This window comes from Actinoplanes sp. NPDC026670, from assembly GCF_040638175.1.
In the GTDB taxonomy this organism is placed as follows: domain Bacteria; phylum Actinomycetota; class Actinomycetes; order Mycobacteriales; family Micromonosporaceae; genus Actinoplanes.
This window is the reverse complement of the sequence record NZ_JBEZXU010000034.1, coordinates 65,322-78,192: the sequence shown is the minus strand read 5'-3', so window position 1 is coordinate 78,192 and position 12,871 is coordinate 65,322. Positions and strand designations below refer to the sequence as shown.

Genomic DNA, 12,871 nt, shown 5'->3' with positions numbered 1-12,871 from the left:
CGCCGGTCGCAGAATCCGGCGGACCGTAAAGAGGAGACCACCTGTGACCATCCGGGTTGGCATCAACGGCTTCGGCCGTATCGGTCGTAACTTCTTCCGGGCGGTTCTCGCCTCCGGCGCTGACATCGAGATCGTCGGCGTGAACGACCTGACCGACAACGCCACGCTGGCTCACCTGCTGAAGTACGACAGCATCCTGGGTCGCCTGGGCCACGAGGTGAAGGCGTCCGCCGACGAGATCAGCGTCGGTGGCAAGTCGTTCAAGGCGTTCGCCGAGCGCGACCCGAACAACCTGCCCTGGGGCGACCTGGGCGCTGACGTCGTCATCGAGTCGACCGGCTTCTTCACCGACGCCACCAAGGCCAAGGCGCACGTCGACAAGGGCGCCAAGAAGGTCATCATCTCGGCTCCGGCCAAGAACGAGGACATCACGATCGTGATGGGTGTGAACGACGGCCTGTACGACGCCGCCAAGCACACCGTCATCTCGAACGCGTCCTGCACCACCAACTGCCTCGCCCCGATGGCGAAGGTTCTGAACGACACGATCGGGATCGAAAAGGGTCTGATGACCACGATCCACGCGTACACCCAGGACCAGAACCTCCAGGACGGCCCGCACAGCGACCTGCGCCGTGCCCGCGCCGCCGCGCTGAACATCGTGCCCACCTCGACCGGCGCCGCCAAGGCCGTCAGCCTGGTGCTGCCGGAGCTCAAGGGCAAGCTGGACGGCTTCGCGCTCCGGGTGCCGATCCCCACCGGCTCGGCCACCGACCTGACCTTCACCGCCGCCCGTGACACCACGGTCGAGGAGGTCAACGCCGCGATCAAGGCCGCCGCCGAGGGCCCGCTCAAGGGCATCCTGGTCTACACCGAGGACGCGATCGTGTCGGCCGACATCGTCACCGACCCGGCCTCCTGCATCTTCGACGCCGGCCTGACCAAGGTCATCGGCGGCAACCAGGTCAAGGTCGTCGGCTGGTACGACAACGAGTGGGGCTACTCGAACCGCCTCGTCGACCTGGTCAAGCTCGTCGGAGCCTGATCTTGAAGACTCTCGACGACCTGCTCGCCGAGGGTGTCTCGGGTCGGCGCGTCTTCGTGCGCGCCGACCTGAACGTCCCCTTCGACAAGAGCAACCCGGGCGTCATCAGCGACGACGGCCGCGCCCGCGCGGTCCTGCCGACGCTGATCGCCCTGCGTGACGCGGGCGCTCGCGTGATCGTGGCGTCCCACCTGGGCCGCCCGAAGGGCGCGCCGGACCCTGCCTTTACGCTGGCGCCGGTCGCCGCCCGTCTGGGTGAGCTGCTCGGCTCGGCCGTGGTCTTCGCTTCCGACACGGTCGGCTCGTCTGCTGCCGAGGCCGTTGAAGCGCTGGCGGACGGCCAGGTCCTGCTGCTGGAGAACCTGCGGTTCAACGAGGGTGAGACCTCGAAGGACGATGCGGTTCGTGGCGCTTTCGCCGATGAATTGGCGAAATTTGCGGATTTCTACGTCGATGATGCTTTCGGCGCGGTGCACCGCAAGCACGCCTCGGTTTACGACGTGCCGGCCCGCCTGCCGCACTACGCCGGTGGTCTCGTCCTCAAGGAGGTCGAGGTCCTCAAGAAGGTGTCGGAGAGCCCGGAGCAGCCCTACGTGGTCGTCCTCGGCGGCTCCAAGGTCTCCGACAAGCTCGCCGTGATCCAGGCGCTGCTGCCCAAGGTGGACAAGCTGCTCGTCGGTGGTGGCATGTGCTTCACCTTCCTCAAGGCCCAGGGCCACGAGGTCGGTAAGTCACTGCTGGAGACCGAGATGATCTCCGTGTGTGCGGATCTGCTGGAGCAGGCTCAGGGCCGGATCGTCCTGCCGGTCGACGTCGTTGCGGCGACCGAGTTCTCCGCCTCCGCCGAGCACGCGGTGTCCGACATTTCAGAGATTCCCGCTGATCGGCTCGGCCTCGACATCGGCCCGAAGTCCACCGAGCTGTTCGCGTCGGCCATCGCGGGCGCGAAGACCGTGTTCTGGAACGGGCCGATGGGCGTGTTCGAGCTGGCGCCGTTCGCCGCGGGCACCCGTGGCGTGGCCGAGGCGATCACCAAGATCGACGGCTTCTCGGTCGTCGGTGGCGGTGACTCCGCGGCCGCCGTGCGCACGCTCGGGCTCGACGAGTCCGCGTTCGGTCACATCTCCACCGGTGGGGGCGCGTCCCTGGAGTACCTCGAAGGCAAGACGCTGCCGGGCGTCGCCGCTCTGGAGAAGTGATGGGTGACGTGACCCGCAAGCCGATCATCGCCGGCAACTGGAAGATGAACCTCAACCACTTCGAGGCGATCCTCCTGGTCCGGAAACTGGCCGCGAGCCTGAACGCCGAGCAGCTGGAGGCCGTCGAGACGGTCGTCCTGCCGCCGTTCACCGATCTGCGCAGCGTCGAGGGCGCGATCAAGGACGACAAGCTCAACATCGGGTACGGCGCGCAGGACGTCTCGAAGTTCGCGTCCGGCGCGTACACCGGTGAGATCTCCGGCGGCATGCTCGCCAAGCTGGGCTGCACCTACGTGGTGGTCGGGCACTCCGAGCGCCGTGAGTACCACAACGAGGACGACTCGACGGTCAACGCGAAGAACAAGGCCGCCTTCGAGGCCGGTCTGGTGCCGATCTTCTGCGTCGGCGAGGGCCTGGAGATCCGTGAGGCCGGCAACCAGGTCGAGCACGTGCTCGCCCAGGTCGACGCCGGTCTCGAAGGGCTCAAGACCGAGCAGCTCAAGCAGATCGTGATCGCCTACGAGCCGGTCTGGGCGATCGGCACCGGCAAGACCGCGACGCCTGAGGACGCCCAGGAGGTCTGCGGCGCGATCCGTGGCCGCCTCGCCGAGAAGTTCGGCGCCGAGGTGGCCGACGTGGTCCGCATCCAGTACGGCGGCTCGGTCAAGGCGAACAACATCGCCCAGATCATGGCCAAGCCGGACGTGGACGGCGCCCTGGTCGGTGGCGCCGCTCTGGACGCCGAGGGCTTCGCTGCCATCGTGCGTTTCCCGGAGCATGTCGGACGCTGACGGTAATTAGCGCGTGCCCGGTCGTATCATGCGGCCGGGCACCCGCTATTGTGGGACCGCTGCTTGCCCTTCGAGAGGAATGAACCCGACGATGCCGATCGCGTTCGCTTACACGTTGATCGTGTTGCTGATCATCACCAGCATTCTGCTGACCCTGCTGATCCTTCTGCACCGCGGCAAGGGCGGCGGCATGTCGAGCATGTTCGGTGGCGGCGTCACGTCCAGCCTGGCCGGTTCCTCGGTGGCGGAGAAGAACCTTGACCGCTACACCGTTCTGGTGGCCATCATCTGGTTCGCCTGCATTGTCGGGCTCGGCTTCTGGCTGAAGGTTCAGCTGGCTTCCTGACAGCGCGCTGTAGTCGTACAATCTGCCGCGCGGCCGGTTTTTCCGGCCGTGCGGTTTTTTGTTCCTGCTGTCCGGTTCGCGCGCCCCTCACGAGTCCCCCGGAACCGGACGGCGACCCTCTGAGAGGCCCCTCGAGACAGGAGTGACGTCCGTGTCCAGTGGCAGCGCTATTCGCGGCAGCCGGATCGGGTCCAGCCCGATGCGACCCGACGAGCGCAGCGAACCCGCACCGCGCAGGCAGGTGACCTACTTCTGCGCGGCCGGTCACGACAGCATCATCTGGTTCGCGGCGGAGGCGGCGAACCCCGACACCTGGGACTGTCCGCGATGCGGGCAGCCGGCCGGTCTGGACCCGTCCAGCCCGCCGGGCCGTGCGCGTACCGAGCCGTACAAGTCGCATCTGGCGTATGTGAAGGAGCGCCGCTCCGACGAGGACGCCGCGGCGATCCTCGCCGAGGCGCTCGCCAAGGTCCGTCAGCGCCGCGGCGAGTGATCAACGGGCGCGCCGGCTGGACAGGGGCAGCCGGCGCGCCCCGGCTCACAGCGGCCCGGTGTCGCGTCCGACGAACCGGGCGCCCGGGTTGGGCACCTGGATGTCGTGGAAACCCAGCCGGCGATAGAACGCGTAGGCGCCGGTGTTCTCCGCCGCCATGCCGAGGTGCACCCGCTCCACACCGGCGGCGCGCAGCCCGTCCAGGAAGGCCGCCATCAGCGCGCGGCCCTGCCCCCGGCCCTGCCACTCGGGCAGCAGATCGATGTGCAGATGGGCCGGATAGCCGGCGAACTCCGGCCGGATCATCTTCTCCGGCGACTCGAACACCGCGGCCAGTTCCCGGTCACGTGGATCGTCGGCCGCGAACGTCCCGGCCTTCGCCGGAATCCACTCCTCCCGGAACCACTTCACGAACGCCTCGGTGTCGGCGGTGCCCAGGATGTAGCCGACCGCCGTGCCGGTCCCGTCGTCGAGCACGTGCGCGTGCTCGGGTTCCCGGGTCACATACGGCACCGCCCAGACGTCGCCGAGCATGCGGTCCGTGGTGTGCCGGCCGCGGGCGTCCCCGCCCGCGGCGGCGGTACGCACGCAGATGTCATAGATCGCGTCGAGGTCGGTGGGCCGGTAGGCGCGAATGGTCGGCTGCATTCTCAACAGCCTAGATCTGTGGCGCGCGTCACTCCGGAACCGCCAACCTTCCGGCCGGCCGCGCGTCTACTCCTGCGACAGCACCCCAACGAGCAGGAGTACCGATGCGAATCTCGACCCGTGGCCTGGCCCTCACCGTCGGCGCCGTGACCGTGCTCGGCATCGCCGGCCTGTCGGCCACCGCGTTCGCCGACGAGGCCACCCCGGCCCCGGTGCCCCCGACCCCGGCGGCGACCAGCCACCAGCCGACCGCCGAGCCGGCCACCCCCGCGCCCTCGAAGCCGGCCCAGGCGACCGCTCCGGCGTCGCCGGTCGCAGAGACGGCGGCCCCGGTTCCGGCGCCGTCGAAGCCGGCCCAGACCGGTCACAAGCCGACCGCCGTGCCGGCCACCCCCGAGGCCTCCCCGGCGGGGAAGCCCGCGGTCACCCCGGGCACCGGGCCCACCGCGACCCCGGCACCGGCCAAGCCGACCGCGACCACGGCGCCGAAACCGGCCGTCACGCCGTCGCGCTCGCGCTGACCCGGAAGGTACCGTTCGTTCCCGCCACACGACCCCCGGGGCGCCCGTGATCTCTGTTCTGCCGTTCCCTTCGCTGCTCGCCTGGCTGCGCGGAGTCTCCGCCGGTGTGCGAGCGGCCGGTCGTGGCGCCCCGGAGACGCCGCCGGCGATCAACGAGCTCTACCACAGCCGGCGGCTCAGCATGGTGCGGCTGGCGGTGCTGATGGTCGACGACCTGCCCACCGCGGAGGACATCGTGCAGGACGTGTTCACCGCCCTGTACCGGCGGCACGGCCCCGACCTGCGCGGGGTGACGGATCCGAACGCGTACCTCATCACCGGGGTGACCAACGCGGCGCGGTCCGCGCTGCGCCGCCGCCGCACCGCCCGGGCCTATCTTCCTCCGCAGCCGGAGAACGTTCCGGCCGCGGAGGACGAGGCGCTGCTCGGGGTCGGTGACCGGGAGATGCTGGGGGCGCTGCGCGGCCTGACCGCCAGGCAGCGCCAGGTCCTGGTTCTTCGTTACTGGTCGGAGCTCTCCGAGGGGGAGATCGCCGACACGCTGCGGGTCTCCCGCGGCACGGTCAAGTCGACGGCGCACCGCGCGCTGTCCATCCTGCGAGCACGAATGGGGGACCGGTGACCGACGATCTGGAACTACGGCTGCGGAGCGCGCTGGTCGCCCGGGCCGGTCAGATCACGCAGGAGCGGCTGCGGTTCGGGGTGCCGCCGACTGTCGCGGCGCCACGCAAACGGCTGCGGCTGTGGCGCTGGCTGCCGTTACCGGCCGGGGTGGCGATCGCAGCGGTGGCGCTGGCCGTGACGCTGGGCCCGGGCGCGCCCGATCCGGCGCCGGTCCAGCCCGCCGATCCGGGGATCACCGCGCCGCAGTCGCCCTCCACCCCGGCCGAGCCGTCGATCAAGACGCCGGTCCCGGCCCGGTCGACCTCGGTCCTGCCGACCGCCCCGTTGACGCCGTCCCGGTCCGGGCAGCCGAAATCGGTCACCGCCGCGCCCGACGAGACCCCTGGCGTCGAAACTGCGGCCCCGCCTGAGGCGACCCCGGCCGCCGGCCCGTCCCGCTGACGCCCACCTGACCACCAGGCGGTTTGTGTGGTGATCTGCGGCGCGGAGCGCACCGCAGATCACCACGCGGGTCACCGCTGGGCCGGAACGTTCGCCGCGGCAGCCTGGTCCAGGAGCCAGAGCGTCTTCTGTACGCCGGTCGCGCTCGCCGCCGGCAGATCCCCGCCGGACAGCACCGTGCCGATCGGGGCGGCCTTGTCCGGTCCCGCGGCGATCAGCCACACCTCGTCGGCGCTCCGGATCGTCGGCACGGTGAGCGTGACCCGGGTGGGCGGCGGCTTCGGGCTGTCGAAGGTGGCCGCGGCCGGGCCGGTCTCCGCCAGCACCGGGTGCCCGGGGAACAGCGACGCCACGTGCCCGTCCTCACCGACGCCGAGCATCAGCACGTCGAACCGGGGCACCGAACCGTCCGGACCGGCCGAGGCGGCCAGCTCGGACGCGTACCGGGCGGCGGCCTTGACCGCGTCCTCGCCGTCCGGGCCGTCGGAGGCCGGCATCGCGTGCACCCGGGCCGGGTCGAGGGGCAGCTTGTCCAGCAGGGCCTCGCGCGCCTGGGTCTCGTTGCGGTCCGGGTCGCCGGACGGCAGGAACCGCTCGTCACCCCACCACAGGTCCACCCGGGACCAGTCGATCGCCGCGGCGGCGGGCAGTTCCCGCACCGAGCGCAGCACCTTCGCCGCGACCCGGCCGCCGGTCAGCACCACACTGGCCGTGCCGTGCACCGCCTGCGCGTCGATGATCTTGATGGCGAGCCGTGCCGCCACCGTGGACGCCAGGATGTCGGCGTCCGGAACCACCACGACCACGGTCTCACTCAATGGGGTCTCTCCCTCAATGTGCGAGGCCGCCCGCCGCAGTGCGACGGACGGCCCCGATGTGTAGGTGTCAGGCAGCGGAACTGGCGATCGCGGCCAGAGCCGGATCCTTCCAGACGTGCACGCGCGCCGGGTTGCGGTGGTCCAGGCCGGACAGACCGGCCATGGCGCCGAGCGCGTCCGCGTAGATCTGGTCGGCGTCGAGCCGGCGCAGCTCCTCGGCCAGCTCGTCACCGACCGGCCGCTTCGGCAGCGGCATGTAACGGTCCTCCTGGCCGGTCCGGCTGAACAGCGCCGTGCCCTCCTCACGGGTGACCCGGACACAGTCGCCGTTCTCGCACTGGAGCTCCACCGAGTGCAGGCGCGGCGCCCGGTCGGTGTGCTCCATCGTCGGCTCGATGCCGAGACGCGACTTGAGCCAGCCCAGCATCAGCCAGGCGGTGGGGTCACGGTCCGGCGCCACGATCTTCGCGCCGATGACCCGGGCCTCGGTGCTGTCGAAGGCGCCGGCCACCAGGGTCCGCCACAGCGTGATCCGAGTCCAGGTGAGGTCGGTGTCACCGGGCGCGTAGTCGATGGCCCGCTGCTTGAGCGCGGCCACCGGGTCGGGCGCCTGCGCGCTGTCGGTGATCCGGCGCTCCGAGACGACACCCAGGAAGTCGTTGGCGATCATGTTCGGCGGCTCCTCGTGCCACCAGGTGACCACCGGGACGTCCGGGGCGAGCAGCGGCATCACGACCGACTCGGCGTGCAGGGCGAGACGGCCGTACATCCGCATGACGACCGCCTCGGCCGGGCCGAGACGCCCGCCCACCACGATCTCCGCGTCCAGCCGGCTGCGGCCCTCCATGTCGGAGCGGACCACGATGAGCAGCCGGCAGGGGTGCGCGGCGGCGGCGATGGTGGCCGCCGCCTCGGCCTCCCGGACCTTCTTCTCCTCGACCACCGCGATCAGCGTCAGGGCCAGGCCCGATGCCACGCCGCCGGCGCTGCGCCGCTCCGCGGCCAGAGCCTTGACGACCTCGTTGCCGGTGGTGTCCCACAGACCGATCATGCCCGCCTCCAGGTACGGCCTTCGCGCGCCAGCATCTCGTCGGAGGCCCGCGGGCCCCACTCGCCGGCCCGGTACGGTTCCGGTTTGTTGCCCGCCCAGGCGGCCTCGAGCGGGTCGATGACCCGCCAGGACTGCTCGATCTCGGCGGCGTCCGGGAAGAGCGTCCGGTCACCGATCAGAACATCCAGGACCAGCCGCTCGTACGCCTCCGGGCTGGACTCGGTGAACGCCTCGCCGTACTGGAAGTCCATCGCGATGTCCCGGACCTCCATCGAGGTGCCGGGCACCTTGGAGCCGAACTTCAGGACCACGCCCTCGTCCGGCTGCACGCGCACGACGAGCTGGTTGTGGCCCAGCATCTCCACGTCGGCCGGGTCGAACGGCAGGTGCGGCGCCCGCTTGAACAGGATCGCGATCTCGGTGACCCGCCGGGGCATCCGCTTGCCGACCCGCACGTAGAACGGGACGCCCGCCCAGCGCCGGTTCTGGATGCCGAGGCGGACCGCGGCATACGTCTCCGTGGTGGACGTGGCCGGGATGTTCGGCTCCTCCAGATACCCGACGGCACGCTCGCCGGCCACCCAGCCGGGAAGGTACTGCCCGCGGACGGAACCGGTGCTGATGTCGGGCGGGAGACTGATCGCCTTGAGGACCTTGAGCTTCTCCGCTCGTACCTCCTGAGGGTCGAAGCTCGTCGGCTCTTCCATGGCGATCATCGCGAGCAGTTGCAGCAGGTGGTTCTGCAGGACGTCACGGGCCGCGCCGGAGGCGTCGTAGAACGCCGCCCGGGTGCCGATGCCGACGTCCTCGGCCATGGTGATCTGCACACTGTCGACGTACTTCGAGTTCCACACCGGCTCGAACAGGCTGTTCGCGAAGCGCAGCGCCATAATGTTCTGCACGGTCTCTTTGCCGAGGTAGTGGTCGATCCGGAAGACGTCCTCCGGGATGAACACGTCGTCGACCAGCTTGTTGAGCTGCACGGCGCTCTGGAAGTCGTGGCCGAACGGCTTCTCCACGACGACCCGGCGCCAGCCGCCGGTCTTCGAGGGATCGGCCATGCCGGTGCGGTTGAGCTGGTTGAGCACCAGCGGGAACGCGGCCGGCGGGATGGAGAAGTAGAAGGCCGCGTTGCCGGCGATGCCGTTGCGCTCCTTCAGCTCGTCCAGCGTGGCCGCGAGTTTGTCGAAGGCGTCGTCGTCGTCGAACGAGCCGGGAATGAAGTGGAATCGCTCGGAGAGGCGCTGCCAGACGTCGTCGCGCCAGGGCGTCCGGGCGCCCTTCTTGGCTGCCGCGTAGGCCAGTGACTCGAAGCTGCCGTCGCCCCAGTCGGCGCGGGCGAAGCCCACCACCACGAAACCGGGGGGAAGCAGACCACGGTTGGCCAGGTCGTACACGGCCGGGATGAGCTTCTTACGGGACAGGTCACCGGTGACCCCGAAGATGACCAGAGCACAGGGCTCCGGGATCCGCGGAAGCCGACGGTCCTGTGCGGTGCGCAGCGGATTACCCACGTTCCCATCCTGCCAGTTCTGGAGGGTGCGGAGCGGCCTGTCCACAGGACAGGCCGCTCCGTCATTCAGCGCTTATGCGGCCTTGAGGGTCTTCGTGACGTTCTCGAGCAGCTCGTTCCAGCTCTGCTCGAACTTCTCCACGCCCTCGTCCTCGAGGACCTTGAACACGTCGGCGAAGTCGATGCCGACCGCGGCGAGGTCGGTGAAGACCTGGTGGGCGTCCGCGAAGTTGCCGGTGACGGTGTCACCGCGGGTGGTGCCGTGGTCCTCGTACGCGAAGATCACCGACTCCGGCATGGTGTTCACCGTGCCGGGCGCGATCAGCTCCTCGACGTAGATGGTGTCGAGGAACTCCGGGTTCTTCGTGCCGGTCGACGCCCAGAGCGGGCGCTGCGGGTGGGCGCCGGCCGAGGCCAGGGCCTTCCAGCGGTCGCCGCCGAACTCCTCGGTGTACGCCTCGTACGCCAGCCGGGCGTTGGCGATCGCCGCCTTGCCCTTGAGGGCCTTCGCCTCGTCCGAGCCGATCTTGTCGAGGCGCTTGTCCACCTCGGTGTCGACGCGCGAGACGAAGAACGACGCGACCGAGCCGATCTTGGACAGGTCGTGGCCGTTCGCCTTCGCCTGCTCCAGGCCGGTCAGGAACGCGTCGATGACCGCCCGGTAGCGCTCGACCGAGAAGATCAGCGTGACGTTGACGCTGATGCCCGCGGCCAGCACCTGGGTGATCGCGGGCAGGCCGGCCTGCGTCGCCGGGATCTTGATGTAGAGGTTGGGCCGGTCGACGAGCCACCACAGGGTCTTCGCCTCGGCGACGGTGGACTCGGTCTCGTGGGCCTTGCGCGGGTCCACCTCGATCGAGATCCGGCCGTCGATGCCGTTGGACGCGTCGTACGCCGGGCGGAACACGTCAGCCGCCCAGCGGACGTCCTTGGCGGTCAGCAGCCGGATCGCCTCCTCGACCGTCACACCCTGGACGGCCAGGTCACGGACCTGCTCGTCGTAGGCGTCGGCGTCGGAGAGCGCCTTCTGGAAGATGCTCGGGTTGGTGGTCACGCCCACGACGTGCTGCTCGGTGCGCAGCTTGTCCAGCGAGCCGCTGGTCAGCCGTACCCGGGAGAGGTCGTCGAGCCACACCGCGACGCCCTGGGCGGACAGCTCGGCCAATCTGTCGGTCATTTCCCTCAACTCCTGAAAAGAGGATGTGACAAGAAAAGTCAGTTGGCGGCCTTGGTCAGGGACGCCTTGGCCTTCGCGACGACGTTGTCAGCGGTGAACCCGAACTGCTCGAACAGGACCGCGGCCGGGGCGCTGGCGCCGTAGTGCTCGATGCTGACCGCTTCGCCGGCGTCGCCGAGGATCCGGTCCCAGCTCATCCGGATGCCCGCCTCCACGGTGACACGCGCCTTCACCCCGTGCGGCAGAACCTGCTGCTGGTATGCCACGTCCTGCTGGAAGAACCACTCCTGGCAGGGCATCGACACCACCCGGGTGGGGGTGCCCTCGGCCTCCAGGCGCTCCTGCGCGGTGAGCGCGATCGACACCTCGGAGCCGCTGGCGATCAGGATCACCTTCGGCGTGCCGCCGGACGCCTCGGACAGGATGTAGCCGCCCTTGAGGGTGCCCTCGGCCGACGCGTACTTCGAGCGGTCGACGGTCGGCAGGTTCTGCCGGGACAGCGCGAGCGCGGTCGGGCGGTCGGTGTGCTCCAGGGCGCCACGCCAGGCGTACGCCGTCTCGTTGGCGTCGGCCGGGCGGACCACGTCGAGGCCGACGATCGCCCGCAGCGCGGTCAGCGTCTCGATCGGCTGGTGCGTCGGGCCGTCCTCGCCGAGACCGATCGAGTCGTGCGTCCACACGAACACGACAGGCAGCTTCATCAGCGCGGAGAGCCGGACCGAACCACGCATGTAGTCGGAGAACACCAGGAACGTGCCGCCGTACGGACGGGTGCCGCCGTGCACCGCGATGCCGTTGAGGATCGAGCCCATGCCGTGTTCACGGATGCCGAAGTGCAGCGTGCGGCCGTACTCGTGACCGGGGAACTCCTTGGTCGCGTACTCCGCGGGGATGAAGGACGGCTCGCCCTTCATGGTGGTGTTGTTGGACTCCGCCAGGTCGGCGGAACCGCCCCACAGCTCGGGCAGGACCGGGGCGAGCGCCTCCAGGATCTTGCCGGACGCGGCCCGGGTGGCCAGGCCCTTGGCGTCCGCCGGGAACTCCGGCAGCGCCTTGTGCCAGCCCTCCGGCAGGGACCGGGTGGCGAGCCGGTCGAAGAGCGCCTTGCCCTCGGCGTTGCCGGCCGCCCAGGCGTCGAACTTCTCCTGCCAGGCGGCGCGGGCCTCGCGGCCACGCTCGACGACCTGCTGCGCGTGCTTGACGACCTCGTCGTCGATCGCGAACGGCTCGTCGGCGAAACCGAGCAGCTCCTTGGTGGCGGTGATCTCGGCGGCGCCCAGCGCGGAGCCGTGGATCTTGCCGGTGTTCCGCTTCTTCGGCGCCGGGAAGCCGATCACCGTCTTCAGCACGATGAACGACGGCTTGTCGGTCACCGCCTTGGCCGCCTGGATCGCGGCGTACAGCTCCTCGACGTCCTCGACATACGGGTCCGAGCCGCTCCAGTTCACCGTCTGGACGTGCCAGCCGTACGCCTCGTAGCGCTTGCCGACGTCCTCGTTCTTGGCGATCCGGGTGTCGTCCTCGATGGAGATCTGGTTGTCGTCGTAGATCACGACGAGGTTGCCCAGTTTCTGCACCGACGCGATGGCCGACGACTCGTGGCTGACGCCCTCCTCGATGTCGCCGTCACTGGCGATCGAGTAGACGTAGTGGTCGAACGGCGACTCGCCGGCCGCGGCGTCCGGGTCGAACAGGCCACGCTCACGGCGGGCCGACATGGCCATGCCGATCGCGTTGCCGATGCCCTGGCCCAGCGGGCCGGTGGTGATCTCGACGCCGGGGGTGTGCCCGTACTCCGGGTGGCCCGGGGTCAGCGAGTCCCACTGGCGCAGCGACTTCAGGTCATCCAGCGACAGGCTGTAACCATTGAGGAACAACTGTACGTAAAGGGTGAGGCTGGAGTGACCACAGGAGAGCACGAAGCGGTCTCGCCCCGCCCACTCCGGGTCCGTGGGGTCGTGCCGCATGACACGGTTGAACAGCAGGTAGGCGGCCGGGGCCAGGCTCATGGCGGTACCGGGGTGGCCGTTGCCGGCCTTCTCCACGGCGTCCATGGCCAAGACCCGGGTGGTGTCCACCGCCTTGCGGTCGAGGTCGGACCAGTTGAGAGCGGGATCTGTGGCAGCCACGTCGGTTCTGCTCCTCGGGCAAAATAATGGAACCCTTTTCGGCTTGACCCTATCCAGTCGGGCTAAACGCATGCG

At 69.7% G+C, this 12,871-nt stretch carries 14 protein-coding genes; 8 read left to right on the top strand and 6 right to left on the bottom strand.

Going from position 1 to position 12,871, the window contains the following annotated elements:
• The first annotated feature begins 43 nt into the window (after positions 1 to 43).
• From gap to AB0E94_RS29950, 5 genes are all read left to right on the top strand, one after another.
• Positions 44 to 1,045, top strand: coding sequence for a type I glyceraldehyde-3-phosphate dehydrogenase (gap, locus tag AB0E94_RS29970; RefSeq protein ID WP_093610437.1), 1,002 nt, complete (start codon positions 44 to 46; stop codon positions 1,043 to 1,045).
• Positions 1,042 to 2,244 (top strand): phosphoglycerate kinase, encoded by a 1,203-nt coding sequence (locus AB0E94_RS29965; protein WP_360332878.1) that lies wholly within the window; start codon positions 1,042 to 1,044, stop codon positions 2,242 to 2,244. The genes gap and AB0E94_RS29965 overlap by 4 nt, the downstream gene beginning before the upstream one ends.
• Positions 2,244 to 3,035, top strand: coding sequence for a triose-phosphate isomerase (gene tpiA, locus AB0E94_RS29960; protein WP_360332777.1), 792 nt, complete (start codon positions 2,244 to 2,246; stop codon positions 3,033 to 3,035). The genes AB0E94_RS29965 and tpiA overlap by 1 nt, the downstream gene beginning before the upstream one ends.
• A gap of 91 nt (positions 3,036 to 3,126) precedes the next feature.
• Positions 3,127 to 3,381: a preprotein translocase subunit SecG gene (secG, locus tag AB0E94_RS29955; protein WP_317787531.1), complete on the top strand. Its 255-nt coding sequence runs from the start codon at positions 3,127 to 3,129 to the stop codon at positions 3,379 to 3,381.
• Positions 3,382 to 3,532: 151 nt separating this feature from the next.
• On the top strand, positions 3,533 to 3,874 hold the full coding sequence (locus AB0E94_RS29950; protein WP_360332772.1) for an RNA polymerase-binding protein RbpA: 342 nt from the start codon (positions 3,533 to 3,535) through the stop codon (positions 3,872 to 3,874).
• 45 nt (positions 3,875 to 3,919) lie between these two features.
• Here AB0E94_RS29950 and AB0E94_RS29945 read toward each other — a convergent pair whose 3' ends face one another.
• Positions 3,920 to 4,522: a GNAT family N-acetyltransferase gene (locus AB0E94_RS29945; RefSeq protein ID WP_360332769.1), complete on the bottom strand. Its 603-nt coding sequence runs from the start codon at positions 4,520 to 4,522 to the stop codon at positions 3,920 to 3,922.
• A 104-nt stretch (positions 4,523 to 4,626) separates the two neighbouring features.
• Here AB0E94_RS29945 and AB0E94_RS29940 point away from each other — a divergent pair, with 104 nt between their 5' ends.
• From AB0E94_RS29940 to AB0E94_RS29930, 3 genes are read left to right on the top strand one after another with little or no spacing between them, the layout of a single operon-like run.
• On the top strand, positions 4,627 to 5,043 hold the full coding sequence (locus tag AB0E94_RS29940) for a hypothetical protein (RefSeq protein WP_360332767.1): 417 nt from the start codon (positions 4,627 to 4,629) through the stop codon (positions 5,041 to 5,043).
• 46 nt (positions 5,044 to 5,089) lie between these two features.
• On the top strand, positions 5,090 to 5,665 hold the full coding sequence (locus tag AB0E94_RS29935; RefSeq protein WP_360332764.1) for a sigma-70 family RNA polymerase sigma factor: 576 nt from the start codon (positions 5,090 to 5,092) through the stop codon (positions 5,663 to 5,665).
• The gene (locus AB0E94_RS29930; protein WP_360332761.1) at positions 5,662 to 6,108 is read left to right on the top strand and encodes a hypothetical protein; all 447 of its coding nucleotides are present in this window, start codon (positions 5,662 to 5,664) and stop codon (positions 6,106 to 6,108) included. The genes AB0E94_RS29935 and AB0E94_RS29930 overlap by 4 nt, the downstream gene beginning before the upstream one ends.
• Before the next feature lie 71 nt (positions 6,109 to 6,179).
• Here AB0E94_RS29930 and pgl read toward each other — a convergent pair whose 3' ends face one another.
• From pgl to tkt, 5 genes are all read right to left on the bottom strand, one after another.
• Entirely contained in the window at positions 6,180 to 6,926 is a 747-nt protein-coding gene (pgl, locus tag AB0E94_RS29925) for a 6-phosphogluconolactonase (protein ID WP_360332758.1), read from the bottom strand.
• A gap of 67 nt (positions 6,927 to 6,993) precedes the next feature.
• Positions 6,994 to 7,977, bottom strand: coding sequence for a glucose-6-phosphate dehydrogenase assembly protein OpcA (locus AB0E94_RS29920; RefSeq protein ID WP_360332755.1), 984 nt, complete (start codon positions 7,975 to 7,977; stop codon positions 6,994 to 6,996).
• Positions 7,974 to 9,491 (bottom strand): glucose-6-phosphate dehydrogenase, encoded by a 1,518-nt coding sequence (gene zwf, locus AB0E94_RS29915; RefSeq protein WP_360332752.1) that lies wholly within the window; start codon positions 9,489 to 9,491, stop codon positions 7,974 to 7,976. The genes AB0E94_RS29920 and zwf overlap by 4 nt, the downstream gene beginning before the upstream one ends.
• A gap of 72 nt (positions 9,492 to 9,563) precedes the next feature.
• A complete protein-coding gene (gene tal / locus AB0E94_RS29910) occupies positions 9,564 to 10,667 on the bottom strand; it encodes a transaldolase (RefSeq protein ID WP_360332749.1) in 1,104 nt (367 codons plus the stop codon).
• Between the two features lie 38 nt (positions 10,668 to 10,705).
• Positions 10,706 to 12,796 carry a transketolase gene (tkt, locus tag AB0E94_RS29905; protein ID WP_360332746.1) on the bottom strand — a complete coding sequence of 697 codons (2,091 nt, stop codon included), beginning with the start codon at positions 12,794 to 12,796 and terminating at the stop codon, positions 10,706 to 10,708.
• Positions 12,797 to 12,871: the final 75 nt, after the last annotated feature.